General features: G+C 67.5%; 25 protein-coding genes. 14 read left to right on the top strand and 11 right to left on the bottom strand.

Annotated elements, in window-relative coordinates:
• Window positions 1-36: 36 nt before the first annotated feature.
• The 5 genes from ACNTAO_RS01675 to ACNTAO_RS01655 all read right to left on the bottom strand — a co-directional run bounded on the left by ACNTAO_RS01675 (window position 37) and on the right by ACNTAO_RS01655 (window position 5,273).
• The gene (locus ACNTAO_RS01675; protein ID WP_435160203.1) at window positions 37-891 is read right to left on the bottom strand and encodes an ABC transporter permease; all 855 of its coding nucleotides are present in this window, start codon (window positions 889-891) and stop codon (window positions 37-39) included.
• Window positions 892-893: 2 nt separating this feature from the next.
• On the bottom strand, window positions 894-1,820 hold the full coding sequence (locus ACNTAO_RS01670) for an ABC transporter permease (RefSeq protein WP_435160202.1): 927 nt from the start codon (window positions 1,818-1,820) through the stop codon (window positions 894-896).
• Window positions 1,821-1,824: 4 nt separating this feature from the next.
• Entirely contained in the window at window positions 1,825-2,916 is a 1,092-nt protein-coding gene (locus tag ACNTAO_RS01665; protein ID WP_435160201.1) for an ABC transporter ATP-binding protein, read from the bottom strand.
• 23 nt (window positions 2,917-2,939) lie between these two features.
• On the bottom strand, window positions 2,940-4,109 hold the full coding sequence (locus ACNTAO_RS01660) for an ABC transporter substrate-binding protein (protein WP_435160200.1): 1,170 nt from the start codon (window positions 4,107-4,109) through the stop codon (window positions 2,940-2,942).
• A 156-nt stretch (window positions 4,110-4,265) separates the two neighbouring features.
• A complete protein-coding gene (locus ACNTAO_RS01655) occupies window positions 4,266-5,273 on the bottom strand; it encodes an agmatinase family protein (protein WP_435160199.1) in 1,008 nt (335 codons plus the stop codon).
• Between the two features lie 193 nt (window positions 5,274-5,466).
• Here ACNTAO_RS01655 and proC point away from each other — a divergent pair, with 193 nt between their 5' ends.
• The 4 genes from proC (at window position 5,467) to ACNTAO_RS01635 (ending at window position 10,043) form a co-directional block, all read left to right on the top strand.
• Complete coding sequence (proC, locus tag ACNTAO_RS01650) at window positions 5,467-6,237, top strand: pyrroline-5-carboxylate reductase (protein ID WP_435160198.1); 771 nt, start codon at window positions 5,467-5,469, stop codon at window positions 6,235-6,237.
• Window positions 6,234-7,166 carry a glutamate 5-kinase gene (gene proB, locus ACNTAO_RS01645; RefSeq protein WP_435160197.1) on the top strand — a complete coding sequence of 311 codons (933 nt, stop codon included), beginning with the start codon at window positions 6,234-6,236 and terminating at the stop codon, window positions 7,164-7,166. Before proC ends, proB begins: the two co-directional genes overlap by 4 nt.
• The gene (locus ACNTAO_RS01640) at window positions 7,159-8,502 is read left to right on the top strand and encodes a glutamate-5-semialdehyde dehydrogenase (RefSeq protein WP_435160196.1); all 1,344 of its coding nucleotides are present in this window, start codon (window positions 7,159-7,161) and stop codon (window positions 8,500-8,502) included. Before proB ends, ACNTAO_RS01640 begins: the two co-directional genes overlap by 8 nt.
• Before the next feature lie 179 nt (window positions 8,503-8,681).
• Window positions 8,682-10,043 carry an aminotransferase class III-fold pyridoxal phosphate-dependent enzyme gene (locus ACNTAO_RS01635; RefSeq protein ID WP_435160195.1) on the top strand — a complete coding sequence of 454 codons (1,362 nt, stop codon included), beginning with the start codon at window positions 8,682-8,684 and terminating at the stop codon, window positions 10,041-10,043.
• 11 nt (window positions 10,044-10,054) lie between these two features.
• On the opposite strand, the gene ACNTAO_RS01630 is transcribed toward ACNTAO_RS01635, so the two are convergent.
• Window positions 10,055-11,344, bottom strand: a complete 1,290-nt coding sequence (locus ACNTAO_RS01630) for an amidohydrolase (protein ID WP_435160194.1) — start codon at window positions 11,342-11,344, stop codon at window positions 10,055-10,057.
• 123 nt (window positions 11,345-11,467) lie between these two features.
• On the opposite strand from ACNTAO_RS01630, the gene ACNTAO_RS01625 reads away from it, so the two are divergent.
• Window positions 11,468-12,451: a D-2-hydroxyacid dehydrogenase gene (locus ACNTAO_RS01625; RefSeq protein ID WP_435160193.1), complete on the top strand. Its 984-nt coding sequence runs from the start codon at window positions 11,468-11,470 to the stop codon at window positions 12,449-12,451.
• Between the two features lie 14 nt (window positions 12,452-12,465).
• Here ACNTAO_RS01625 and ACNTAO_RS01620 read toward each other — a convergent pair whose 3' ends face one another.
• Window positions 12,466-13,644: a M24 family metallopeptidase gene (locus ACNTAO_RS01620; protein ID WP_435160192.1), complete on the bottom strand. Its 1,179-nt coding sequence runs from the start codon at window positions 13,642-13,644 to the stop codon at window positions 12,466-12,468.
• 167 nt (window positions 13,645-13,811) lie between these two features.
• On the opposite strand from ACNTAO_RS01620, the gene ACNTAO_RS01615 reads away from it, so the two are divergent.
• Genes ACNTAO_RS01615 through lipA form a run of 3 tightly spaced genes read left to right on the top strand, consistent with a single transcriptional unit; the run spans window position 13,812 to window position 16,221 of the window.
• Window positions 13,812-14,684 carry a YqcI/YcgG family protein gene (locus tag ACNTAO_RS01615; RefSeq protein ID WP_435160191.1) on the top strand — a complete coding sequence of 291 codons (873 nt, stop codon included), beginning with the start codon at window positions 13,812-13,814 and terminating at the stop codon, window positions 14,682-14,684.
• Entirely contained in the window at window positions 14,677-15,219 is a 543-nt protein-coding gene (locus tag ACNTAO_RS01610) for a cysteine hydrolase family protein (protein WP_435160190.1), read from the top strand. The genes ACNTAO_RS01615 and ACNTAO_RS01610 overlap by 8 nt, the downstream gene beginning before the upstream one ends.
• Window positions 15,220-15,279: 60 nt before the next feature.
• Window positions 15,280-16,221: a lipoyl synthase gene (lipA, locus tag ACNTAO_RS01605; protein WP_435160189.1), complete on the top strand. Its 942-nt coding sequence runs from the start codon at window positions 15,280-15,282 to the stop codon at window positions 16,219-16,221.
• 55 nt (window positions 16,222-16,276) lie between these two features.
• On the opposite strand, the gene ggt is transcribed toward lipA, so the two are convergent.
• Window positions 16,277-17,935, bottom strand: coding sequence for a gamma-glutamyltransferase (ggt, locus tag ACNTAO_RS01600; RefSeq protein WP_435160188.1), 1,659 nt, complete (start codon window positions 17,933-17,935; stop codon window positions 16,277-16,279).
• 142 nt (window positions 17,936-18,077) lie between these two features.
• On the opposite strand from ggt, the gene ACNTAO_RS01595 reads away from it, so the two are divergent.
• The 3 genes from ACNTAO_RS01595 to map all read left to right on the top strand — a co-directional run bounded on the left by ACNTAO_RS01595 (window position 18,078) and on the right by map (window position 20,563).
• Entirely contained in the window at window positions 18,078-18,446 is a 369-nt protein-coding gene (locus ACNTAO_RS01595; RefSeq protein ID WP_435160187.1) for an Hsp20/alpha crystallin family protein, read from the top strand.
• A gap of 106 nt (window positions 18,447-18,552) precedes the next feature.
• Window positions 18,553-19,479, top strand: coding sequence for a DMT family transporter (locus ACNTAO_RS01590; protein ID WP_435160186.1), 927 nt, complete (start codon window positions 18,553-18,555; stop codon window positions 19,477-19,479).
• 178 nt (window positions 19,480-19,657) lie between these two features.
• Complete coding sequence (gene map, locus ACNTAO_RS01585; protein WP_435160185.1) at window positions 19,658-20,563, top strand: type II methionyl aminopeptidase; 906 nt, start codon at window positions 19,658-19,660, stop codon at window positions 20,561-20,563.
• Window positions 20,564-20,625: 62 nt separating this feature from the next.
• Here map and ACNTAO_RS01580 read toward each other — a convergent pair whose 3' ends face one another.
• Together ACNTAO_RS01580 and ACNTAO_RS01575 are read right to left on the bottom strand one after the other, a co-directional pair.
• On the bottom strand, window positions 20,626-21,288 hold the full coding sequence (locus tag ACNTAO_RS01580; protein ID WP_435160184.1) for an AIM24 family protein: 663 nt from the start codon (window positions 21,286-21,288) through the stop codon (window positions 20,626-20,628).
• A 123-nt stretch (window positions 21,289-21,411) separates the two neighbouring features.
• Complete coding sequence (locus ACNTAO_RS01575) at window positions 21,412-22,074, bottom strand: HAD family hydrolase (RefSeq protein ID WP_435160183.1); 663 nt, start codon at window positions 22,072-22,074, stop codon at window positions 21,412-21,414.
• Between the two features lie 159 nt (window positions 22,075-22,233).
• On the opposite strand from ACNTAO_RS01575, the gene ACNTAO_RS01570 reads away from it, so the two are divergent.
• The 3 genes from ACNTAO_RS01570 (at window position 22,234) to ACNTAO_RS01560 (ending at window position 23,379) form a co-directional block, all read left to right on the top strand.
• Window positions 22,234-22,482: a DUF7563 family protein gene (locus ACNTAO_RS01570; protein WP_435160182.1), complete on the top strand. Its 249-nt coding sequence runs from the start codon at window positions 22,234-22,236 to the stop codon at window positions 22,480-22,482.
• 371 nt (window positions 22,483-22,853) lie between these two features.
• On the top strand, window positions 22,854-23,156 hold the full coding sequence (locus ACNTAO_RS12465; RefSeq protein WP_496923234.1) for a DUF7999 family protein: 303 nt from the start codon (window positions 22,854-22,856) through the stop codon (window positions 23,154-23,156).
• An 82-nt stretch (window positions 23,157-23,238) separates the two neighbouring features.
• Window positions 23,239-23,379, top strand: coding sequence for a hypothetical protein (locus tag ACNTAO_RS01560; RefSeq protein ID WP_435160180.1), 141 nt, complete (start codon window positions 23,239-23,241; stop codon window positions 23,377-23,379).
• Window positions 23,380-23,506: 127 nt separating this feature from the next.
• On the opposite strand, the gene ACNTAO_RS01555 is transcribed toward ACNTAO_RS01560, so the two are convergent.
• On the bottom strand, window positions 23,507-24,151 hold the full coding sequence (locus ACNTAO_RS01555) for a DUF7344 domain-containing protein (RefSeq protein WP_435160179.1): 645 nt from the start codon (window positions 24,149-24,151) through the stop codon (window positions 23,507-23,509).
• Between the last annotated feature and the right edge of the window lie 280 nt (window positions 24,152-24,431).

The raw sequence follows: 24,431 nt of genomic DNA, 5'->3' as shown, positions 1-24,431 counted from the left end.
AACGACGGCGGCCCCGTTAACTCCCTCGGCGACGGCTCACATGAACTCGCTGATGCCGAACACGTACTCAACGACGCCGATCACGGTCAGGATGCCGGCCATCAACAGCGTCGCGATAGCCGCCAGCGTCGCCGGAGCCGTGTTGTAAAACAGACTGAACAGGACGAGCGGCATCGTCGTGAGCTCCGACCCGGAGAGGAACAGCGAGACGATGTACTGGTTAAACGAGAGGATGAACGCGAAGACGAACCCACTCACCAGCCCCGGCTGGATGAGCGGGAGCGTGACGCGTACGTACGACTCGAGTTCGGTCGCACCGAGGTTCTGGGCGGCCTCCTCGAGTGAGTGGTCGTAGTTCTGGAGGCTCGCGCCGACCGTTCGGATCGGGTACGGCAGCGTGAACATCACGTGTCCGAGAAGCAGGGTGAAAAAGCCGAGCTGCACGGTCACCCCGAGGGCGTCGCCGAGCCGGTTGAGGAACAACAGCAGCGAGAGGCCGACGACGATCCACGGGTAGATGAGCGGCGAGATGAGCACCGTCTCCAGCGCGGTCTGGTACTTGAACTCGTAGCGGACGATGGCGAAGGCGGCCAGTGCGCCGAGCACGGTCGAGACGATTCCGGTCGCGACCGCGAGCTCGACGCTCACGAGCAGCGCCTCGCGGACCCCGAGGAAGCCGAGCTGTTCGGGCAGTGCTGCATAGTGTCGAAGGGTGAACCCCTCCGGCGGCCACGTCGCGTACGCCGACTGCTGGAACGAGATCACGACGACGATCGCGAGCGGCGCGAGCAGGAAGGCGACGGTGCCGTACACGAGCGTCTGGTAGCCGACGGAGCCGGCCCTCGCGAGCAGCCAGTCCAGCCACCGGTTCGGGTCGGAGGCGGTCGCCACGGTCAGACACCCCCCACACCGTCGAGCCGGCTGAGGACGCGCTGGTAGCCGACGATGACGACGAGCGCCACCGCGACGAGGATCATCGACAGCGCGCTCGCGAACGGCCAGTTACTGGTGCTCGTGAACGTCTCCGTGATCACGACCGGGATGACCCGGACGCCGCCACCCAACAGGGCGGGGGTGACGTACGACGCCAGCGAGACGACGAAGGTGATCAACACCCCGGCGCTTATGCCGGGGAGCGCGAGCGGCACCAGCACGCGGGTGAAGGTGGTCGCACGGTTCGCCCCGAGGCTCTGCGCCGCCTCTTCTAGCTCGTGTGGGATCGTGTGTAACACGTTGATGATCGGAAACACCATGAACGGTAACATGACGTGCGCGAGTCCGATGACGATCCCCACCTCGTTGAACAGCAGCTTCGGGGCGTTCTCGGCCGAAACGATCCCCAGTGTGACCAGCGTCGAGTTGATCACCCCGCTGCCGTTCAGCAGGATGAACCAGCCAAACGACCGAACGACGAGGTCTATTGTCAGTGGCGCGAGCGTCGCGATCACGATGAGCTTGCCAACCCAGCCGCCCTTCCGGACGGCGGCGTACGCCAGCGGGAAGCCGAGCACGAAGTCGATCGCTGTCACGGCTGCGGCGATCCACACCGTTCGGAACAGCGTCTGTTGGTACAGCGGTGTGGTGAACGCGCGAACGTAGTGTGCGAGCGTCACGCCGACGCCGACCGTCCCGCCGTCGTACGGGTTGAAGCTGTAGCTCACGAGGATCGCCGTCGGAAACACCATCACGACGGCGACGAACGCGAGCGTCGGCGCGAGGAGCCCGTACTTCCCGAGTCGCGTCTCTCGGTAGGCTCGCACGAGCGCCGAGAGGCGGCCGTTCACGCGCTCGAGTTCCGCCGTGAACCGACGTTGACTCATCGAATCACCCGCTCGCGAGCCGCGTGTCTTGGACGCTCCAGGCGAGCGTCACCTCGTCTCCGACGTCGTGGATGGACGACGCGTGTCGGTTCGACTCGTCGACGACGACCTGACGCCCGTCGACGTCGACGAAGTACCGCACCTTCGAGCCGAGAAAGAGGCGACGGTCGACGTGTCCGGGGAGCGTGTTCTGCGTCGCGGTGGTCGTCGCGGGGTCGTGGGCGGTCAGCTTCTCGGGTCGGACGAACACCCGCCCGCCCCCGTCTGCGGGTGCGGTGCCGGCGTTGACCTCGAGCTCGCCGGTCGTCGTCTCGAGCACCACGCGCCCGTCTGCGGCCTCGTGGAGGTCGCCCTCGAGGAAGTTGGTGTCGCCGATGAAGTCGGCGACGAACTCCGTGGCGGGCTCCTCGTACACCTCCATCGGCGAGGCGATCTGCTCGATCCGGCCGTCGTTCATGACGGCGATTCGGTCGGCGATGGTGAGCGCTTCCTCCTGGTTGTGTGTCACGTAGAGCGTGGTGATCCCGAGGTCGGCTTGGATCTCGGTGAGCTCCACCTCGAGCTGGTCCCGGAGCCGCTTGTCGAGCGCCCCGAGCGGCTCGTCCATCAGCAGTACCTCCGGCTCGATCGCGATGGCTCGGGCCGTGGCGACGCGCTGTTGTTGGCCTCCAGAGAGCGTCTTGGGGTCGCGGTCGGCGAACCCGGCGAGGTCGACGAGCGCGAGCACCTCCTCGATGCGCTCTCGGGCCTCGTCGGCGGGGACGCCCTGTCGTTCGAGCCCGAACGCGACGTTCTCGCCGACGGTCATGTGCGGGAACAGCGCGTAGTCTTGAAACACCATACCGGTGTCGCGTTTGTGCGTCGGGACGCGGGTCACGTCGTCGCCGGCCAGCGATATCGTGCCGCTCGTCGGGGTCTCGAAGCCGGCGAGCATCCTGAGCGTCGTCGTCTTGCCGGACCCCGACGGGCCCAACAGGGCGAGGAGCTCGCCGTCTTCGACCGCGAAGGAGACCCCGTCGACTGCGGTGACGTCGCCGAACGTCTTCGTTACGTCTTCGTACTCGATGGCAACTCCGGTGCCGGCTGCACGTTGCATTGATGTGTAAGCCAGGATCGACGTTATTGGAACAGCGAGTTGTACCGCTCAGACCAGCTGTCACGGTTCTCCCAGATGTACTGGAAGTCGGGGAACGTGAGCTGGTCGAACTCGTCGGCGGTAGTCGCACCGAACTCGAGCGCCGTGTCGTCGACCGCCGCGTTCTGGTTCGTCACTCCGCACCCCATCTCTGCGGAGGCCGTCTCCTGGAACGTCGGTGAGAGACACTCGTTCGCGTAGACGAGTGCGGCCTCCATGTTGTTCGCGTTCTGCGTCACGGCTACCGACTCGGCGAACGCGATGCCAGTCGGATCGAGCCGGAAGAGCGAGTCGATCGGCTGATCGTTCTCGAACATGTCGAACACCATGTAGTCCCAGAACAGGTTCAGCGTGTCGACGTTACCGCTGGCGAGTTGTTGTTTCGCGGAGGCGACGCCGCCGTACTCGGAGCTGACGTTCGGTGCGAAGTTCTCCTCGAGCCACGCGAACCCAGCGTCGACGTCCAGCCGGGAGTCGAACGACTCGCCGGTGGCGATGGCCGACGCCATCAACAGAAGGTAGGGTCCGGCGGACCACGAGAACGGTACCACAGCGGTCGAGTCCGCATTTTTCATCAGCTCTGCGTGTGACGTCGGCGTCGAGTCCCACGCGTCCGAGTTGATCACCGGCAGCACCTCGCCGACCTCCCACGAGGCGGCGACACCGTCGTAGTGGACGAACTTGTCGTAGATGTTCTCGACCTGTGGAACGAGGTCTGTGTGGTCGGTGAGTGGCTCGAGCCACCCCTCGCGGGAGGCCCGCTCGATGCCGATGACGTCCGGCACGATGACGTCCGGTGGGTTCTCCGGATTCGCCTCGATCTGTGTCAGCTGCTCGGTCGTGACCGCCGTCGTCGTGTTGATCGTGAGGTTGTACTTTTCTTCGACCCGCGGGATGAGGTGTTGCTTGTGGATGGTGTCGATCGCCCCGACGTTTACCATCACGTTGAGTTCGGCTCCACCGAAGTCCCTGGCGCCGTCGCCGCTCTCGCTCTCGTCGCCGCCGTCGCCGCCTCCCGACTCCCCGCCCTCGGTCGTGTCGCCACCACCGGTGAGACAGCCCGAGAGCCCGGCGAGTCCGACGACACTGGTCCCGCCCGCCTTGAGAAACGTCCGACGATCGCTCGCGCCCGATCCGGAGTCTGTGTCTGTCATCGTCTCGCACAAACGTACTGAGAGGTAGTACATAAATCTTGGTGACTCCAGACACGACTTATGTGTACTAAACTTCGACTACACACAATAAATGTGTAGTTTAGCCCGTCCGACAGGTCTCTCGGACGTCGCCGGCCGAGCGGTGACGGCCGGGGCTCACCGCACCGCGTCGGCTGCCTTTCGAGCGCCGATGAACTGGGTGACGACGGCCGCGCCGACCGCGGTGGTCGCACCCGTCGGGTCGAGCGGTGGGGCGACCTCCATGAGGTCTGCGCCACGGACGAGCTCGTGGCGGCCCAACTGATACGCCAGCTCGAGAAGCTGCCACGGAAGGAGCCCGCCGGGGCTCGGCGCGCACGTGCCGGGTGCCGATCCGGCGTCGAGGACGTCGACGTCGAACGAGACGAAGACGGCCTCCGTGCCGTCGGTCGCCGCCTCCATCGCGCGCGCCGCGGCGTCGTCGACGCCCGACTTGTGTACCTCCCGAGCCGTCACCACGGTGGCACCGATGTCGTGTACCCAGTCGAGGTAGTACTTGGCGTTGTGCCACCCAGAGAGCCCCAGCTCGACGAAGTTCTCGCCCGCGAGCTGGTCTGCGTCGTCTTCGAGCAGCCGGCGGAACGGCGTCCCAGCAGAGCGCTCGCCGCCGTGTGAGTGCCGCACGTCGTGGTGGGCGTCGACGTTTATTACCCCGACCGGGCCGTCGACCGCGTTCATCATCGCCTTCGCGGTCGGGTACGTCAGCGAGTGGTCACCACCGATGCTGAACGGGACGACTCCGGAGTCGGTCACCGCCGTGAGCACGCGCTCGACCCGCTCGTGGGTCGCCTCGAGGTCCGTTTGCAGCGCGTCGACGTCGCCGTAGTCGACGACATCGATACCCTCGCTGATGTCGACGTCGATCTCGGGGTTGTAACAGGTGCCGTGTGTCAGCCGATCGCGAACGCCTTCGGGGCCGGCGCGGGAGCCGCGTGGCCCGGCGACACAGCCGGCGTCGAACGGGATGCCGACGATACCGACGTCTGCGTCCTCGACGTCTCTGGCGTCCTCGATGAGTTCACCCACGTTGGTGTCGTACTCGTCGTCGACGGCGACGCGATACCCGGCGTACGGCGATACGAGGTCGCTGACCTCCGCGGGGACGACCCCCAGTCGTTGTGCCATCGTCTGTCGTGGTGAGAGCCACCGGTATAGATATTCCGGCACGCAGACAGGTGGCGTGCGCTGGGGGCGGCAGTCCGAATCGAGGCCGCGCGCTGTGGTGACCCGACGGTTCGAACGGTACGGTCGCCGGGGCGGGAGTCGGACGCCGCCAGACCACAGATCGTATATTCCCCGCCGGAGTAGGGACGCCGAGATGACACGGGTGAGCGTCGTCGGCTGTGGCAACATGGGCGGCGCGTTTGTGAAGGGCCTCGGACAGCACGACGAGTACGACGTGACGGCGATCGACCCCGACGAGGCGGCGCGTGAGTCGGTCGCCGACAGCGCGTTGCAGACGACGGCGGACCCCGCTGCCGCCGTCGACCCGATCGTCGTCCTGGCGGTCAAACCCGACCTCGTCGACACGGTGCTCGCGGGGCTCGACCTGACCGCGGACCAGACGCTCGTCACCCTCGCGGCCGGTGTCTCGCGATCGTTCGTGTCGGCGCGTACCGACGCGACGGTCGTCCGCGTGATGCCGAACCTCGCGGCCGAGTTCGGCGAGATGGCCGCCGCCGCGACACACGAGGGGCTCTCCGAGGAGGTTCGAACCCTCCTCGAGGCGATGGGTACCGTCGCCAAGGTCGACGAGTCGCTCATGGACGTCGCCACGGCCGTCAACGGGAGCGGACCGGCGTTCGTCTTCTACCTGATCGACGCCGTGAAGACGGCCGGGATCGAGGGCGGACTCGACCCCACGCAGGCCGAGCGGCTCGCCGCACAGACCTTCCGTGGTGCCGCGGCGACCGTGCTCCGCGACGACCGGACGGTCGACGAGCTCGTCGACGCGGTCTGCTCGCCGAACGGGACGACCATCGAGGGGATGGAGGTGCTCTGGGAGAGCGACGCGGATCGCGCCGTCGCCGACGCCGTCGGTGCCGCAGAGCGGCGGTCACGGGAGATCGCGGAGGCGTTCGAGGAATGAGCGACGCCGGCTCGGTCGACGCGGTTGACGCGACGATCGTCGAGCGCGCCCGCGAGCGAGCCGCAGACGCCGAGCGGGTGCTCGTGAAGACGGGGACGAACTCGCTGACCGACGACGCGTCGCGACTCGACCGCGTCAAACTCGACGAGATCGTCGCCGAGGTGATGTCGCTTCGCGAGCACGGGAAGTCCGTCGTGCTCGTCTCTTCGGGGGCGGTCGGCGCCGGCATGGGCTTGATCGGCCGCGACGCCGACACCCTCGAGCGGAGTCAGGCGCTCTCGACGGTCGGCCAGAGCCACCTAATGCGCCACTACACCCAGAGCTTCGACCGCTTCGACCAGACGGTGGCACAGATCCTGGTGACGCGGACGGACTTTCACACCCCGGAGCGGTTCGAGAACCTCCGGACGACGGTCGAGACGCTCCTCGAGTGGGACGTCGTCCCGATCGTCAACGAGAACGACGCCGTCGCGACCGACGAGCTGCAGATCGGCGACAACGACATGATATCGGCGGCGATCGCGACCGGCATCGACATCGATCTGCTCGTGACGCTCACCGACGTTGACGGCGTGTACACGGGGAATCCCAAACACGATCCCGACGCGAGACGCATCGAGGCGGTCGACGACAACTACGAGGCCGTCAGCCGGATCGTCGACGAGACGGGAGCCGTCGAGTTCGGCGGCATCGACACGAAAGTAGAGGCGGCCCGCGACGCCAGCGAGCACGGGGTACCCGCGATAATTGCCGGCTCTGCGGACCCAAACGTCCTCGAACGCATCGCAGACGGCGCGTCCGTCGGCACGATATTCGTCCCGCGAGACGCAACGGAGCACGGCGGCGTCTCGGCGCGAGACGACCACATCGAGCTCGTCGGCGAGCCGGGGCGGCGGGTTCGGTACCGAGGTGACGACAGCGATGAGTGACACGCACACGACGACAGACGAACAGATCGCCGCGGCACGAGACGCCGCGCTGCGGCTCGCGAACACGGACGAGACGACGCGCGACGAGGCGCTCGCGGCGATGGCAGACGCGCTGCGTGCGCACACCGACGACGTCCTCGCGGCCAACGAGACGGACGTCGAGCGCGCCGAGGCGCTCCTCGAGCGGGGGGAGTATTCGGCGGCGCTCGTCGACAGGCTGCGGCTCGACGCAGCGAAGGTGGACGACATCGCGGCGATGGTGGAGTCGGTGGCCGCACTCGAGGACCCGCTCGGTCGGACGGTCGCCGCCCGCGAGCTCGACGACGGGCTCGAGCTCTACGAGGTGACCGTGCCGATCGGAGTCGTCGCCGCGGTGTTCGAGTCGCGGCCCGACGCGCTCGTCCAGATCGCGGCGCTCGCGCTCGAGTCGGGGAACGCCGTCATCCTCAAGGGCGGCAGCGAGGCGAGCGAGTCGAATCGCGCGCTGTACGAGTGGCTGCGCGAGGCCGCCGCGGCCGCCGGGGTTCCGGACGGGTGGATCCAGCTGATCGAAGCGCACGAGGACGTCGACCGCGTGCTCGAGCGCGACGACGCCGTGGACCTCGTGATGCCGCGCGGGTCCTCCGCGTTCGTCTCGTACATCCAGGACGCGACGAGCATTCCGGTGTTGGGACACACGGAGGGCGTCTGTCACGTCTACGTCGACGCCGACGCCGACCTATCGATGGCCGCCGACGTCGCCTACGACGCAAAGGTGCAGTATCCCGCCGTGTGTAACGCGGTGGAGACGCTGCTCGTCGACGACGACGTCGCAGGCGACCTGCTCCCGACCCTCGTCGATCGGTACGAGGCGGCCGGCGTCACGGTTCGCGGCGACGACCGGACGCGCGCGGTCGTCGACGTCGACCCAGCGACCGACGCGGACTGGGACACCGAGTACGGCGACCTCGAACTCTCGATCCGTGTCGTCGACGACGTGTACGACGCGGTCACACACGTCAACCGTCACGGCTCGAAACACACGGAGTCCATCCTCACCGAAGACGCCGAGACCGCAGAGACGTTCATGACCGGCGTCGACGCCGCCAGCGTCTTCCACAACGCGTCGACGCGATTTGCGGACGGGTACCGATACGGACTCGGCGCCGAGGTGGGCATCTCGACGGGGAAGGTACACGCTCGCGGCCCCGTCGGGCTCGAGGGGCTCACGACGACGAAGTACTACCTCGAAGGCGACGGTCACCTCGTGGCGACCTACAGCGGCGAGGACGCCGCCTCGTACACCCACCGCGAGCTGTCGACGACGTGGACGCCCGGCCACCGCTCGTCCGAGTGACCGGCGTCGGCGACGCCGTACCTCGGCGCTCTCGACTGCGGCGTGACCACGCCGAGCTCCCGCTACGTTCGGCGCGCGCCGAAGCGTGACCGGTGACGCGTCGGGCCGACGCCGATCGGTGGCGGCACCCGTCGACACTGAGAGATACTTTTAATTGACTGTGTATACGATTACTGTGTATGGATCGGGACACCGCCGTGCCGGACACCGACGGGTTGCCGGGCCCGAACGCCGCGAAGTGGGTCGAGCGCTACCGTGATCACGCCGCCCCGAGCGAGTACTCACACGACTTCGTCTGGGACGTGACCGCGGAGGCACACGGACCGTTCGTCACCGACGTCGACGGGAACGTACTCATGGACTTCACCTGTCACATCGGGGCGGCACCGCTCGGCTACAACAACGAGAAGGTGCTCGACCGACTCGCCGCGTTCGACCTCGTCGAGCCGATGAAGATCGCCGGCCAGGACCTCTACTTCGGCTCCGGCCCCGATCCCGACGCCGCGCCGTTTCCGGGGTCGGCACAGCTCATGGACCGCCTCACCGACGTCTCCGAGTCGTTCGGGCTCGACACGGTGTTTCTTTCGAACTCCGGCGCAGAGGCGATCGAGAACGCAGTGAAGATCGCCCACGACGCGAATCCGGCGGCCACGCGCGGCTACGCCTTCGGTGGCAGCTTTCACGGTCGCACCCTCGGGACGCTCTCGCTCACCAAGTCCAAGTCGGTGTACACCCGTCATTACCCCGAGGTCGCCGGCATCGAGACGGTGCCGTTCTGTGCTGACCGCAGCTGCACCCCCGAGACGTGTGCGTGCGGCTTCTTCACCGGCGAGGGGTCGCGACTCAGACGCGCGCTCACGCCAGAGGGCGGCCACGTCGACCCCGCAGAGGTGGCGTTCGTCGTGTTGGAGCCGATCCAGGGAGTCGGTGGATATCGTTTCCCGAGCGAGTCGTTCATGGCCGAGGTCGGGGCGGTCACCGACGAGTACGACATCCCGCTCGTCGTCGACGAGGTCCAGTCGGGCGTCGGCCGCACGGGTCGGTTTTGGGCGGCCGAGCACTACGACCTCGAACCCGACGTGATCTGTGCGGCGAAGGCGCTTCGCGTCGGCGCCACCGTCGGGCGGTCGTCACTCTTTCCCGACGAGAAGAACCGACTGGGCTCGACGTTCGGCGGCGGCGACCTCCTCGCGTCGATGATGGGCACGTTCACGATCGAGGCCATCCGCGACCACGGCCTCCTCGCGAACGCGACCGAACGCGGCCGCCAGGCCAGAGAACTTCTCGGAGACGGGGCCCCGGACCACGTCGTCGACGTCCGCGGGAAGGGGCTGATGCTGGCGGTGGAGTTCGACACGCCCGAGCGGCGCGACGCTGTCGTCAAAGCGGCGCTCTCACGCGGGCTCCTCACGCTCGGCTGCGGAAAGAAGACGATCCGGCTGCTGCCGCCGCTCGATTCGACCCCGCGCGAGATCGACCTCGGCATCGGCATCTTCGAGGAGGCGATCGCCGCCGCTGCGCCGGCGGCGACGGCGACCTGAGCCCGCACCGTTCACCGGTCGCCGAAGCCGAGTACGGCCTCGCTGAGAACGTCAGCACCGATCTGGATGCTTCGTTCGTCCACGTCGAACGTCGGCGTATGGTGTGCTCCGGGGTGGTCGGTCCCCACGACGAGGTACGTCGCCACTCCGCCGTCGGCCTGCGCGCGCTCCATCAGGAACGTCGCGTCCTCGCTCGCGCCGAAGTCCGCGGTGTCGAGCACCGTCTCGACGCCAGACACACCGGCGGCCGTCTCGGCGACGTGGTCGATCAACGCCGGGTCGCTGTCGGCCCGCGGCGACTCGCTGACGACGTCGAACGCGAGCGTACAGCCGTGTGACTCGGCCGCGCCGCGGAAGGCTCGCTCCAGTCGAGACTTGGCGTACTCTTTCAGCGCGGTGGTCTCGCCGCGTGCCTCGGCCTCGACGTGTGCGTGGTCCGCGATCACGTTGCTGGCGCTGCCGGCCTCGGCGTAGCCGACGTTCACGCGGGTCATTCCGTCGCCGTGACGGGGAATCCCGTAGGCGTTCGAGATGGCGGTTCCGAGCGCTTGCATGGCGTTGTCTCCCGCCGCTGGCGTCTTCCCGGCGTGTGCCGACGTGCCCTCGAACGTCGCGTCGACGTGTGCCATTGCGAGCGGGCGTTCGATCCCGGCGACGACCGTACCGGTCGGGTGGTCGAGCCCGACGTGTGCGGCGAAGAGGGCGTCGAGGTCGGCGGCGAACCGACTCTCGGCCATCGGGCGTCCACCGCCGCTCAGCTCCTCTGCGGGCTGAAAAAAGACCACGAGCCGCCCCTGGAAGTCGCTCGCAGCGACCGCCTTGAGGACGGCGATCCCCCATGTCATGTGGACGTCGTGACCGCAGGCGTGCATCGTGCCGTCTACGGCGGAGCGGAACCCGGCCTCGGCCGGTCGGTGGTCCTCGTCGGTCGCCTCCGCGATCAGGAGACCGTCGATGTCCACCCGCAGGCCGACCGACGGTCCCGCACCGCGGTCGAGGACGGCGACACACCCGGTGACGCCGCCGCGGGTGCGTTCGAGGACGTCGGCACGCACGTCGCGCTCCCGCGCTCGCTCGATCCACGGCTCGATCGTCTCCGGATCGGGGACGGCCATGCGGTCGGCCGGATCGTACGCCTCTCGTCCGACCGCCAGCTCGTCGACTCCGATGGCCTCGATCTCCTCGACGAGTCTGGCCGTCGTCTCGAACTCGCGCCACCCCGGCTCCGGGCGTCGGTGCAGCTCCCGCCGGAGGTCGATGAGCCGTGCGTCGGTCGACGGCGTCGAGCCGCTTCGTGTCATACGCCCTCGTGGCACGCGGCGTGACTTAAGAGTACACGATGATCGTATACGAAGACTACAAAAGTGGTAAGTACCGCTCCGGCCAATCGCCCGCATCCACCGCCGCGCGGCGGCGAATCCACCATGACCCAGACGCCAGCTGTCGTCGTACTCCGTGAGGGGACCGAGGGACTGTCGATGGAATCGTACGCGGAGGCGCTTCGAGCGCGACTCCCAGCGCACACGGTCCGGCTCGCCCGGACGCCGGCTGAGGAGCGCGCGCTCGTGTCCGACGCGCGGGTCGTCACCGGGATCACCGTCGACGAGGCGATGCTTGACGACGCCGACCGGCTCGACCTGTTCGCGTGTACCTTCGCGGGAACCGACCACGTTCCCGTCGACGCCCTCACCGACCGTGGCGTCGCCGTCACCAACGCCGGCGGAATCCACGCGCCGGGGATCGCCGAGCAGACGATCGCCAATATGCTCATCTTCGCCCGACGGCTCCACGAGGGGTGGCGACGCAAGCAACGTGGGGAGTGGCGTCACTTCCAGTCGTTCGAGTTCGCCGGCAGCACCGTCACCGTGGTGGGACTCGGGTCGATCGGGACCCACGTCGTCGACCGCCTGGCCGGGTTCGACGTCGAGACGATCGGCGTCCGGTACACGCCGTCGAAAGGCGGTCCGACCGACGAGGTGATCGGCTTCGAATCGGACGCGATTCACGACGCGCTCGCGCGAAGTGACTACGTCGTCCTCGCCTGTCCGCTGACGGAGGCGACGCGTGCGCTGATCGGTCCCGCAGAGCTCGCAACGCTCCCCCCACACGCGGTCGTCGTCAACGCGGCCCGTGGCGGCATCGTCGACACGGACGCGTTGGTGTCCGCGCTCCGAACGAGCGGTATCCGCGGTGCGGCACTCGACGTCACCGACCCCGAGCCGCTGCCGGGTGACCACCCGCTGTGGGACCTCGAGAACTGTCTGATCACGCCACACACCGGCGGTCACACGCCGCGTCACTGGGAGCGGCTCGCTGACATCGTCGCCGAGAATCTCGAGGCGCTCGACGACGGCGCAACGTCAGGGGATCTACGGAACCTGGTCGCGGCACCGACCGACGGCGACTGAGGCCCGCTCGTTGCTCACACGGTGAACAGTCGACGCGGGAACTCGGCGAGCGTCTCCGCGCCCGTCTTCGTGACCCGGAACGTCTCGCTGAGTTCGACGCCGAACGCGTCCTCCCACAGACCCGGGATCACGTGGAAGGTCATCCCCTCCTCGAGGACGGTCTCGTCGCCGGGGCGGAGGCTCGCGGTGTGTTCGCCCCAGTCTGGTGGGTAGCCGAGCCCCATCGAGTACCCGATCCGGTCGGCCTTCTCGACGCCGTACCGGGCGATGGTCTCGCGCCAGGCGGTCTCGACCGCCTCGCAGGTGACGCCCGGTTCGGCGGCGTCGAGGGCGGCTTCCATCCCTTCGACGACGATCTCCGCCGTCTCCTCGACTGCCGCCGGCGGGTCGCCGACGAAGGCGGTCCGCGCGAGCGGCGCGTGGTACCGGTGTCGGCAGCCGGAGAGTTCGATCAACACCGGGTCGCCGGACGCGAACTCGCGGTCGCTCCAGGTGAGGTGTGGCGTCCCCGTGTGGTCGCCGGCGGGCATCAGCGGGACGATGGCGGGATAGTCGCCCCCGTACTCGTCCGTGCCGCGGATCAGCCGGTCGTATATCGCGGCGGCCGCCTCGTACTCGGGCACACCGGGCTCGATGGCGTCTATCCCCGCCATCATCGCGTCCTCTGAGATGCGCGCAGCCTCCTCCATGTAGGCGATCTCGCGGTCCGACTTCTCGATGCGCAGCCAGTTCACGAGGAGATCCGCGTCGACGAGTGTTGCCTCGGGGAGTCGCGACCGGAGTCGCTCGTACGCTCGTGCGGTGAAGTACGCCGCGTCCATTTCGACGCCGACTCGGCCGGTCTCCACGTCGAGGTCGGCCAGAACGGTCGCGAGGACGTCCATCGGGTGGCGGTCGTGTGGAGAGTGAACGTGGTCGTCGCTGTAGGCGCGGACGTTGGGCTCGGCGAGCCACGTCGTCGCGCGGGCCCCGTTCGCGTCCATGTCGCGGCCGACCCAGACGGGCTCGTCGTGTTCGCGGGTGAGGACGACGGCCTGGTGGACGTAGAACGACCAGCCGTCGTACCCGGTGAGGTAGTTCATGTTCGCCGGGTCGGACACGACGAGCGCGTCGAGGTCGCGCGCCTCGAGCCGGGCTCGCGTCCGTTCGACCCGCCGTTCGTACTCCGACCGAGGAAAGACGTTTCCTGGCATGTGGTGGCACCTACCGAGAGGCTCTCGCCCACCGTCCCTAAGTATTTCGTGTACAAGTACCACAGAAACCGTGTACGACTGGCCGGCACACCCCACCGACCGGTGGGCCGTTCTCACCGCCCTACCCTGGTCGAAACACAAAAGCCCGCGTGTCCCCACCCAGTCGTATGAACGAGCCCGGCACCGAAGGTGTGCTGTTGGACCAGGAGACGCTCCACGCGCGGCTCGACGACGCCCCCGGGTGGCTACAGGACCACTACCGAACGTTCCGCGAGTCGATGCTCGGCGAGCGAGACGGCTCGCCGTTTCCGTGTTACTTCGGCATCGACGTCGAACGCGAGGGCGACCTCCTGTACGCGGCGTGTGCGTCGACGACCGACCCCACGGCGTTGCTCCGATTCCGTGACACGCTCGCGGAGTACCTCGACACGTACCGAGACCACGCCGACCGGGCGCCGCTCGCGGTCTTTTTTGCCCCGTTCGACGACGACGCCACCGAGGCGGAGTACCACGAGCGGCTCTGGCACGTGCTCGAGTTTCTCCACGTCCACGACCCGGAGCCGTGGCCCGAAGCCATCCCGACGGACCCAGACGACCCCCGATGGGAGTTCTGTTTCGCCGGCGAGCCGATGTTTCCGACCTCTCGGGCCCCCTTCTACGACGAGCGGCTGAGCCGGTACTCGCCCATCGGCCTCGAGATAACGTTCCAGCCGCGAGCCGTCTTCGAAGGGATCACGGCGGACACCGAGGCCGGCCAGCGCGCTCGCGACGTCATCCAAACTCGCATGGAAGCGTACGACGGCGTGTGCCCGCACGCTGACCTCGGCGACTGGGGGGTCGAGAGTGACCGCGAGTGGAAACAGTACCTCTTCCGCGAGGACGAGACGCAGAGTCCGAGCGAGTGTCCCTTAGCGCCGACGCGAGCGCACCCGAAGGCACCCGAGCCGCTGCTCGAACCGGGCGCCTGGCGTCGTCTCGCCGACGACGCTCGCAGCCCCCATGAGGCTCCGGAGACGGCCGCCGGCGTGAGCGATGACTGAGGACGCGGTGCTCGTGCTCGTCGACTTCCAAGTCGGCTTTGACGCCCCTGGCTGGGGCACACGGAACAACCCGGACGCCGAGGCGACCGCCGCGGACCTGCTCGCGCGCTGGCGTGCCGCCGACAGACCGGTCGCACACGTCAGACACGCGTCGACCGAGCCCGACTCGCCGCTCCGTCCCGACGCGCCGGGATTCGCCTGGAAGCCCGAGACGGCACCCGCAGACGGCGAGGCGACGTTCGAGAAGTCGGTGAACGGCGCGTTCGTCGACACCGACCTCGACGCGTGGCTCCGCGAGGCGGACCACGAGACGCTCGTCGTCTGTGGACTCACGACGGACCACTGCGTCTCGACGACGGTTCGCATGGCCGAAAATCGCGGATACGACGTGTGCGTCGTTGCCGACGCGACCGCGACGCACGACCGAGAGACGCCAGACGGGGAGCGCATCGACGCCGAGACGTCACATCGGGTGGCGCTCGCACACTTACGCGAGGAGTTTGCGACGGTCGTCGACGCCGCCGACCTGGCGTGAGCCCGCGGCCGGTGTGTCCCCGACCCGCACGCTTTTGCACGCGGCTCTCGAATCGAGCGTATGAACCGCGGACGCAGGAAGCCGGACTGGCTGAAGTCTCGTCCGCCCTCGGGCAGTCGGTTCACGGAGATCAAAGAGACCCTTCGGGACCGAAATCTCCACACCGTCTGTGAGGAGGCCAACTGCCCGAACATGGGCGAGTGCTGGTCCGGGGGCCACGACGGACCGGGAACGGCCACGTTCATGCTCATGGGCGACCGCTGCTCGCGCGGCTGTAACTTCTGTGACGTCGCGACCGGCGGCATGGAGCCGCTCGATCCCGAAGAGCCGGCGAACGTCGCCGACGCAGTCGCCGAGATCGGGCTCGACTACGTCGTGTTGACGTCCGTCGACCGCGACGACCTCGCCGACGGCGGCTCCGCACACTTCGCAGAGACGATTCGTGCGATCAAACGACGCGACGCAGACGTCCTCGTCGAGACACTTATCCCCGACTTCCAAGGCGACCCAGATGCGGTCGACCGCATCGTCGAGGCGGGCCCAGACGTGATCGCCCACAACGTCGAGACGGTAGAGCGCCTCCAGTGGCCGGTTCGCGATCGGCGTGCCACCTACGAGCAGTCGCTGTCGGTGCTCGACCGGATCGACCGCACGGCCGACGTGTACACGAAGACGAGCCTCATGCTCGGCGTCGGCGAGTACGCCAACGAGGTGTACCGAACCCTCGGGGACCTCCGTGAAGTGGGCGTCGACGTCGTCACGTTCGGCCAGTACCTCCAGCCGTCTCGGTCACACCTGGACGTCTTCGAGTACGTTCACCCGGACGTCTTCGAGACGTGGCGTGAGGTGGCCGAGACCGAGTTCGACTTCCTCTACTGTGCGTCGGGCCCGATGGTGCGGTCGTCGTACCGCGCCGGCGAGCTGTTCGTCGATGCCGTGCTCCGCGAAGGGCGGTCGCCGGCGGAGGCGAGACAGCAGGCGCGGGCTGCCGGCGGCGACTAACTCGGTCACGCGTCTGAACCAATCGCGGGCCGGCTCCTCGTGCGTTGTGCTGACGTCAGTACCCCTGTGCAGTGCCGTCCTTTCGTGGCTCGGTCGCCGCCGACAGCACGCCATCGCGGTTGCGTGCGATCTGTGCGCCGCCGAACATCACCGGTGAGAGCGTCTTCACGTCGTGGCCCTTCCGTACCAGCTTCGCGGCGACGTCGTCGTCGAAGTGCGCCTCCAGTGCCAGCTCACCGCTCTCACGGTATCGCCATCGCGGCTCGTCGAGCGCGCGCTGAAGCGGCATCTCGTAGTCGACGAGGTTCGCGATCACCTGCACGTGTCCTTGCGGCTGCATGTATCCGCCCATCACGCCGAAGGCCGCCCAGTCGTCGGGCCCGAACTGGACGACCCCCGGGATGAGCGTGTGGAACGGCCGCTTGCCGGGTTCGAGGCTGTTCGGATGCTCGGGGTCCAACGAGAACGACGACCCGCGGTTCTGCAGCGCGATGCCGGTCTCTCCGGCGACGAGTCCGGAGCCGAAGCCGGCGAATCGCGAATTGATATACGAGACCACGTTCCCGGCGTCGTCGGCGACGGTGAGAAGCACCGTGTCCGCGTCCTCGGCGTTCGCGTTCGGGACGCCGAAGGTCACGTCGTGGTTCGCGGTCTCCCCGACGGTCGCCGCCCGACGCGTGGCCCACGCCGCCGACGCGAGCGGCGGGTGGTCTTCGTACTTGGGGTCGGTGATGTACCGGTGGCCGTCGTGAAACGCCAGCTTCAGCGCCTCCGAGAAGTAGTGGACCCGCTCTGCTGTGTCGTAGTCGTACTCGCCCGCACCGAGCTCGGCCGCGATGTTGAGCGCCTCCAACGCGACGAGCCCTTGGTTGTTCGGCGGGAGTTCGTACACCGTCGCGCCGTTGTACGTCGTCGAGACGGGTTCCGGCCACTCGACCTCGAAGTCGGCGAGGTCCTCAATGGTCAAGAAACCGCCGTGCGACTGAACCTCCTCGGCGATCGCCGCCGCGATCGCACCCTCGTAGACGATGTCTGCACCCTCCTCGGCTATCCGCTGCATCGACCGGCCGAGCTTCGGGAGCGTCACGCGCTGGCCGACCGACGGCGACTCCCCATCGAAGAGGAAGGCCTCGCGAGCGTTCGGGTCGGTAAACAGGTCTTCAGCACTCTCCCAGTAGGAAGCGATCACCTCCGAAACGGGGTAGCCGTCGATCGCGTACCGGATTGCGGGTTCGAGCACGTCGGCGAGAGAGAGCCGGCCGAGTTCCGCTATCGTCGCCTCCCAGCCGCGAGCCGTGCCAGGCACCGTCACCGCGTGGGGACCGTAAAATGGCATCTCCGCCTCTGCGGCACCGTCGACCGCGTAGCCGCGGTCCTCGGGGTAGTACGCCGACGTGTCGTCGGTCTCTGCGAGGGCTGTGCGGACGTTCTCGATCGTCGCGTCGGCCGGCGCGGCACCGCAGGCGCGCATCGCCCCGACGTCGCCGTCGGCGGTGCGGTACAGCGCGAACACGTCGCCGCCGAGGCCGGTCGAGGTCGGCTCGACGACGTTGAGTGCCGCGGCGGTCGCGACTGCTGCGTCGAAGGCGTTCCCGCCGGCACGCAGGATACGGATTCCGGCCTCGGTGGCCAGCGGCTGACTCGTCGCGACGACGCCGCGCTGCCCGTAGACGGTTGATCGGCGCGAGGTGAAGCGGTCGAGGTCTGGCTGCATGTCGACACCCACGGTAGAGGCCGATAAATACCCACCAGTCCCCGGCGATCGTATTCGACGTGGACTGAGAGATCGTACCAAGATTATAAAGATTTATATTGTCGCGCAAACATAGTATTAGATGCATTCGAGGTGAACTCCGATGGCACTTCCACGACCAGCAACCACGTGGACGGGCGGATTCGACCTCCCGAGTCGACTGTTCGAAGCAGATAGCACCGACTACGAGCTGTACGAACAGGACGACGAGTTCGTCCTCACCGTCGAGCTCCCCGGGTTCGACCCGGCGGAGCTGACCGTCTCGTGGGACGACGGCGTGTTGAACGTCGCCGGCGAGCACGCCGACGAGACGCGTGGCGTGCGTCGAACGTACCACCGCCGGTTCCAGTTCCCGAAGCGTGTCGACGACGAGGACATCGACGCCGAGTACAAAAACGGCATCCTCACCGTCACGCTCCCGGTCGCGATCGACGGTGCGACGACCGGCACGGAAATCGAGATCGATCACTAATCGCGGGCTCGCGGCGAATACCGGCCTGCGGTGGATGTCCGTTTTTTCGGCCGATCACACGATCAGATAGATACAGCTAAACGGCCGGCGACGTCACGATTTGACAGTGTCTCGGTACCGTAGCGCCCTCCTCTTTCTCGCCCTCGCCGGTCTCTGGGGTGGATCGTTCGTCGCCATCGAGGTCGGTCTCGCGTACTACCCGCCGCTTTTGTACGCGGCCTACCGGTTCGACGTCGCCGCCGTCGTCTTACTGACGTACGTCTGGCTCACCGACTCGGACCCGCTGCCGCAGACGCGCGGCGACCTCGCGGCGATCGGGCTCGGCGGCGGTCTCAACGTCGCCGCCAACAACTCGCTGTTGTTCACCGGCCAGCAGTACACCACGAGCGGGGTGGCTTCGATCACCTACAGCCTCGTCCCCATCGTCACCGCCGCGGCCGCCGCGATCTGGCTCGGTGAGTCCGGTCTCGACGCGCGCGGGGCGATAGGCGTCGTCCTCGCGTTCGTCGGGGTCGGCCTCGTGGCCCGGCCGAGCCCGAGCACACTCACCAGCGGGGTGACGCTCGGCGTCGGGCTCATCTTCCTCGGCGTGCTCGCCGTCTCGGTCAGCAGCGTCGGCCTCCGCGCCGTCGAGACCAGGCTCTCGAGCGTCACACTTACCGGCTGGTCGATGTTGTTCGGCGGCATGGTTATCCACACGGCGAGCGCCGGCGTCGGCGAGACCCAACAGCTCCCGTCGATGGCACCGATGGCACTCCTCGCGCTCGGTTTCCTCGGCGTGCTCTCGTCTGCTGTGGCCTACAGCATCTACTTTACCCTGCTCGACCGACTCGGTCCATTCGAGATCAACCTGGTGTCGTACGTCGTGCCGGTCGTCGCCACGGTCGCCGGTGTCGTCCTCCTCGCGGAGACGGTGACGGCGCTCACCATCGTCGGTTTCGCCGTGATCCTCGCCGGATTCGGGCTGCTGAAGCGGCGGGCGATCGCCGACGAACTCCCGGGGATCGTCGCGCTGGTCGCCGGTCGCCGGTGAGCAACGGCCATCGCGTCGCTCCGCTGTGGGCCCACTCGCGCGTCACTCCTCGAACGTCGCGACGTCTCCGAGGACATCGGCCACGTGACAGTCCCTCGACGGTCACGTCGCGTCCGCGGTCTCGGTCCGTGCGTGCAGTCCCGCAACCTCTTTGCGGACGCTCGCCGAACCTCGCGGTATGACTCACGGACCCCTCGACGACGACGCGGTCGAGAGCTATCGGACGGCCGGCGCGGTGTTGACGGAGGCGGTGACCGAGGCGCGGTCGATGGTGGAACCGGGCCGGAGACAGCTCGCGGTCGCAGAGTGGGTCGAAGACTTCGTGCGCGAGAGCGACGCCGGATTGGCGTTTCCGGTCAACCTCAGCGTCGACGCCGAGGCCTCACACGCCACACCCGCCCGCGACGACGAGACCGAGTTCGGCGAGGAGATGGTGTGTCTCGACGTCGGCGTCCACGTCGACGGCTACATCGCCGACGCGGCGGTCACCGTCGACCACACCGACACCCCAGAGCTCGTCGAGGCGGCCGAGATGGCCCTCGAGGCAGCGGTCGACGAGGCGGGACCGGGCGTTAAGGTCGGCGTCGTTGGCCAGGCGATAGAAGACGTGATCCGCGGCTACGGCTACACGCCCGTGCTCAACCTCTCTGGGCACGGCGTCGAACGCTACGACGCACACACGGGGCCGACCGTGCCGAACCGCGGCGTCGAACGCTCCGTCGAGTTAGCGCCCGGCCAGGCCGTCGCCATCGAGCCGTTCGCGACCGACGGCCGCGGGAAGGTCGGCGAGGGAACCGACGAGGAGATCTACGAGTTCGAACAGTCGCGAAGCGTCCGTGACCGTCGCGCCAGAGAGACGCTCGAGGCGATCGAGGCGTTCGACGACCTCCCGTTTGCCGCTCGGTGGCTCGATGGCGACCGGGTGACCATGTCGCTTCGCCGGCTCAAACAGGCCAACGCGATCAAGGGCTACCCCGTGCTCAAGGAGGCGGACGGCGCTCTCGTGAGTCAGGCCGAGCACACGCTGTTGATCACCGACGACGGCGTCGAGGTGACGACAGCCGGGATCCACAGCTTCGACTAGACGAGACCGACCGTCCCGCCCGCGAGCGGCTTGCTACCGACACTCGATACGATCCGCGTCGACTACGGCCCCCCGCGTTCCTCGTACGGCTGCACGACGACAAACCCGTCTGTACCGTCGAAGCGCATTTGGAACCGCTCGCCGGACTCCTGGCCGACCACGTCTGCGAGGCTTCGGTTCACCTCGACGTTCGGTGTCGTTCGGCTCCAGGCGACGGTCGCGCTCGGGTCGGTGGTGACCGGGGGTTCGAACACCACCGGGCTCCCGTGGGTCGTGATGGCGACGGCGCCCGGTCCCTCGAGATACACGTTGGTGAAGCCGCCCGCAAAGGACCCGGCCAGGCTGTCTATCGTGCTGATGTCGTAGTCGACGCTCGATTCGAACGCGAGGACGTCCTCGCCGTTCACCGTGATCGAGTCACGGGCTCCGAGTGTGATCACCTGTACCTTCTTGCCGTCGTCTGCAAGATAGACGTTGCCGGTCCCCTCGACGGTCATCACTGGTGTCCCTTCCCCGGTCGCCGCCTCCTTGAGGAACCCCGTGATGCCGCCGGATGCGCTTGCGCGGCCGGTGAACGAGAGGTCGCCGTCGTACGCGACCATCGATCCGGCTTTGGCAGAGACCGACCCGTCGACGGCTACGTCGAGCGTGTACTCGGTTTCGAGTGCGAACGGCTGTTCGGACGTCGTCGGTGCGTGTCGCGTGGTGAACTCGTCGATGTCCATGGGTACCGAGTCGGGTGGTCCGACTCCCGACGAAGTTCCGCGGCTTCACTTAAGAAGTGTCGGGGCGGGACGAGGCGGTGGAGTCGTCGCGACTGCGGGCGGCTCGCTCTCGTCGAGCGCCGCTCAGAGTTCGGCGACGACGGCGTCGAGACTCGACGCGTCGACCGTCGGGTCGACGTCGAGGTCGCGGTCCGCGTTGTGTGGTCGGCGAAGCAGCGCCGTGCCGAAGCCGGCTCGTCGTCCAGCGACGACGTCGGTGTCGCTGTCGCCGACGAACAGCGGGTTCGAACAACCGAGCCGTCCCGCAGCAGCCTCGAGGTACGTCGGCGCGGGCTTTTTGTCTTCGAGGCTCGCGAGCGTCGGCGGACGCGCGTGTACCGTCTCGAAGAGGTGGTCGAGCCCGTGTGCCTCGAGGACGTGCTCGACGATCCGCTGTTGATTGTTGCTCACTACGCCGAGGGGAACCGACACCGACTCGAGACACGCCACGTCGTCGTACGGCACCTTCTCACCCGTCTCGACGGCCGACCGAAGCGCCGCCTCGATTCGGTCTTCGCGCGCACGCCACAGTCGGCCGGGGTCGAGCGCGTGCCGTCCGGCGACCGATCGGAGGTCCGTCGGTGAGACCCGAATCGTGATCGCGTCGACGTCGGCGGTGGGAGGACGGTCGACGCCGACGTCGGCGAACGCCTCACGGGCGGCGGCCCGCAGGGTCGACCGCGAGCACAGCGTCACGAGGACGCCGTCGTGGTCTAAGAGGAGGCCGTCGTACCGTCGGTCGTGCATCGGACGACGGTACGCCCGTGTGATAGATGAACGGTCCGGTTCCAGCCCGCCACGACGCACACGACGATCGGAACTGCACGCTCGAGACGTAGCCGGCACGCCGGCGACGTCCCGAGTAGTGGGCGCGTAGTTACGAGTGGCGTCTGTGAGGAGTGAGACATGTCGGATCACGACCGAGAGAGCGGCCACCGATGTAGCCGATGTGGGAGCGCCGTCAGCCACAGTTTCGTCCGCGTCTTCGGGTTGGAGGGCGAAGTACACGGCTGTCTCGACTGCCGTCCTCGGCGTGAACTCTCTCAGGGAGACGCCGCGAAGCGCCGGAGCGACCGTCCACGAGCGACGATGAACCGCGACTGGCGGTCAACGACTGACTCGCCGGCCGACGCCGACGAGACGGCGCACCGGTGAGCGGCCGTCCCGCGCCGGACGAGGATGTCGAGTGAGATACCGGGACGGTGTGGGATCGTAACCGCGTAGCCCGTCGATAACTATGTCCCGTCTCGCCGTCGGTGCGGACGTAGCAGTCGAACGCGGTGGAGTGTGCTGGTCGGCTGCTACACACCCCTTCCCCACGCAAATCCAGCCTCCACGTCTCGGGCCCGGGCGGTGCTCCCCCGTATCGTCCGGGACCCCTCCTCGCGCGTTCACACGGCCGCCAGACGTCCGTTCGCGTCCCTCGCCGGTTGTCTGCAGTCTTCGGCGCTCTCCGACGCCGCGATCCCGGCACGAGCGGGCAGTAGCAGACGCCTAGTAACGTTCCTGGCCCCCGATGGGCTGGTATGGTACCATCGTCGGCGAATCGGGAGGCGACCGCGGCGGCCCCCTGTGCATCGCGCCCAACGACTCCGGACGGCCCTCGACCGACCACGGTCGCCCCGTGTACAGTCCGGTATCGGATGAACGCACACGACGCGATGACGCTCGAGTCGCGTGCGGGCCACCGGACGTTTCAGGTCGTCGACTACGCCCACACAAAGGTGTGCGACAGTTTGGCACAGTTGTCCACCGAGGACCTCGTCTGCGTTCGGCTCGAGCCGATCCACGCCCGCGGGAACCTCTGGCGAGCCGTCGAGGTGTTGTGACGGCTCCAGTACCGTAGCCACGTGCCTACCACCATCGTATCACTTGCATAACTATACTTCCCTCACGTCTACCGGCGGTCCGATGGGAGACCACCTAACCGAGAGCGACCACGAGCGGATCGCCGAATTCCTGGCCACACCGTCGTACGACCGACGCCCCGAGCTGCTCGTTCCCGACGAACCGGCACCCGGTGAGGCGTCGAGTACCGACACGTCGGAGTAGCGGCGCGCAGGCACTGTGCGTCACTCGCCGGCAGCCGTCACGAGCGCGCAGCGGTCGCATCGGCAGGGGCGAGCGACCGCGAGCCAGGCGGTCTTCGTCACGTTCGGGCGGACTTCGTCGCGTCCGTCTAACCCCCGTACGGTTCCGACGCGTCGTCGACGTGGACCGCGTAGAGGCGAACGGTCACGTGGACGACGAAGGCAACGATGAGCCCCCACACGACGAGGTCGAGGACCGGCAACGTCGTCACGGGGTCGGCCACTACCGCAGCGGCGAGCGCGACCGCACCGCTGGCCGACAGGACGAGTGACGTGCGCTCGCCGTCGGGTGTCGACGCCGACTCGGGCGTCTCGAGGTACCGCAGGACGGCGTCGATGTGTGGGCCGGGTTCGATCGTCCCCCGAGACTTCTCGAAGGAGACGACGCCGAAGTCGTCCATCTTTGGGAGGTGACACTGATACAACCCGACGTACACCCGTTTCCGCTCGGTCGAGGTGATCTGTCGAACGTCTTTGTCGTTCTCGAGGGCGGCGATCTCCTCTGCGAGGGTTCCGAGGTCGAGCGGTTCTTCGGCCTCCGTGAGCCGTTCGAGTACGCGTCTCCGCCGCTCGTTTTTTAACACCTCGAACACCTGATCGAGTGGGATAGAGGGGAGCTCCTCGGGAACGCGACTCGCGTCGTCCGACGTTCCTTCGGACTCACCGGCCCTGGGATCGTGAGTACGCTTCGTCTCCGTCTGCTCGGTAGCTGAGTCGGTCGTATGGTGTGGCATCTGTGGTGGCGTGGGTGCAGCAGTGGGCGTCTACGAGAGCGTTCGCACGGTACATTCGTACTCAGCTGAATGTTCTGTGTACTGCCACTTCTTCGGACGTACATAATCATTTCGTGACTCGCCGAGATGGCGGTGAAGTACACACTCCCTTCGCCGACGTGGACGGTCCGTCGTGCCGCTCGTGTCTCCCATGTCACTTCGATGACCCAGAAACACTCGTTGTTATTCACCGCCTACGACGGTGCACGCGGGTCGTCGTGCGTCGGCCGTGCCGTCTGGT

This window comes from Halorubrum zhoui (assembly GCF_051194155.1).
Taxonomy (GTDB): Archaea; Halobacteriota; Halobacteria; order Halobacteriales; family Haloferacaceae; genus Halorubrum.
The sequence above is the reverse complement of the archived record's forward strand: the minus strand, read 5'-3'. Positions and strand labels throughout refer to the sequence as shown.

What these genes read in the sequence shown, in the direction of transcription:
- lipA (WP_435160189.1), top strand. Translation starts at nt 15,280, where the DNA reads ATGAACCGCGGACGCAGGAAGCCGGACTGGCTGAAGTCTCGTCCGCCC.
- ACNTAO_RS01610 (WP_435160190.1), top strand. Translation starts at nt 14,677, where the DNA reads ATGACTGAGGACGCGGTGCTCGTGCTCGTCGACTTCCAAGTCGGCTTT.
- ACNTAO_RS01570 (WP_435160182.1), top strand. Translation starts at nt 22,234, where the DNA reads ATGTCGGATCACGACCGAGAGAGCGGCCACCGATGTAGCCGATGTGGG.
- proB (WP_435160197.1), top strand. Translation starts at nt 6,234, where the DNA reads ATGAGCGACGCCGGCTCGGTCGACGCGGTTGACGCGACGATCGTCGAG.
- ACNTAO_RS01660 (WP_435160200.1), bottom strand. Translation starts at nt 4,109, where the DNA reads ATGACAGACACAGACTCCGGATCGGGCGCGAGCGATCGTCGGACGTTT.
- ACNTAO_RS01620 (WP_435160192.1), bottom strand. Translation starts at nt 13,644, where the DNA reads ATGCCAGGAAACGTCTTTCCTCGGTCGGAGTACGAACGGCGGGTCGAA.
- map (WP_435160185.1), top strand. Translation starts at nt 19,658, where the DNA reads ATGACTCACGGACCCCTCGACGACGACGCGGTCGAGAGCTATCGGACG.
- ACNTAO_RS01640 (WP_435160196.1), top strand. Translation starts at nt 7,159, where the DNA reads ATGAGTGACACGCACACGACGACAGACGAACAGATCGCCGCGGCACGA.
- ACNTAO_RS01575 (WP_435160183.1), bottom strand. Translation starts at nt 22,074, where the DNA reads ATGCACGACCGACGGTACGACGGCCTCCTCTTAGACCACGACGGCGTC.
- ACNTAO_RS01665 (WP_435160201.1), bottom strand. Translation starts at nt 2,916, where the DNA reads ATGCAACGTGCAGCCGGCACCGGAGTTGCCATCGAGTACGAAGACGTA.
- ACNTAO_RS01555 (WP_435160179.1), bottom strand. Translation starts at nt 24,151, where the DNA reads ATGCCACACCATACGACCGACTCAGCTACCGAGCAGACGGAGACGAAG.
- proC (WP_435160198.1), top strand. Translation starts at nt 5,467, where the DNA reads ATGACACGGGTGAGCGTCGTCGGCTGTGGCAACATGGGCGGCGCGTTT.
- ACNTAO_RS01625 (WP_435160193.1), top strand. Translation starts at nt 11,468, where the DNA reads ATGACCCAGACGCCAGCTGTCGTCGTACTCCGTGAGGGGACCGAGGGA.
- ACNTAO_RS01670 (WP_435160202.1), bottom strand. Translation starts at nt 1,820, where the DNA reads ATGAGTCAACGTCGGTTCACGGCGGAACTCGAGCGCGTGAACGGCCGC.
- ACNTAO_RS01615 (WP_435160191.1), top strand. Translation starts at nt 13,812, where the DNA reads ATGAACGAGCCCGGCACCGAAGGTGTGCTGTTGGACCAGGAGACGCTC.
- ACNTAO_RS01655 (WP_435160199.1), bottom strand. Translation starts at nt 5,273, where the DNA reads ATGGCACAACGACTGGGGGTCGTCCCCGCGGAGGTCAGCGACCTCGTA.
- ACNTAO_RS01580 (WP_435160184.1), bottom strand. Translation starts at nt 21,288, where the DNA reads ATGGACATCGACGAGTTCACCACGCGACACGCACCGACGACGTCCGAA.
- ACNTAO_RS01595 (WP_435160187.1), top strand. Translation starts at nt 18,078, where the DNA reads ATGGCACTTCCACGACCAGCAACCACGTGGACGGGCGGATTCGACCTC.
- ggt (WP_435160188.1), bottom strand. Translation starts at nt 17,935, where the DNA reads ATGCAGCCAGACCTCGACCGCTTCACCTCGCGCCGATCAACCGTCTAC.
- ACNTAO_RS01560 (WP_435160180.1), top strand. Translation starts at nt 23,239, where the DNA reads ATGGGAGACCACCTAACCGAGAGCGACCACGAGCGGATCGCCGAATTC.
- ACNTAO_RS01630 (WP_435160194.1), bottom strand. Translation starts at nt 11,344, where the DNA reads ATGACACGAAGCGGCTCGACGCCGTCGACCGACGCACGGCTCATCGAC.
- ACNTAO_RS12465 (WP_496923234.1), top strand. Translation starts at nt 22,854, where the DNA reads ATGGTACCATCGTCGGCGAATCGGGAGGCGACCGCGGCGGCCCCCTGT.
- ACNTAO_RS01635 (WP_435160195.1), top strand. Translation starts at nt 8,682, where the DNA reads ATGGATCGGGACACCGCCGTGCCGGACACCGACGGGTTGCCGGGCCCG.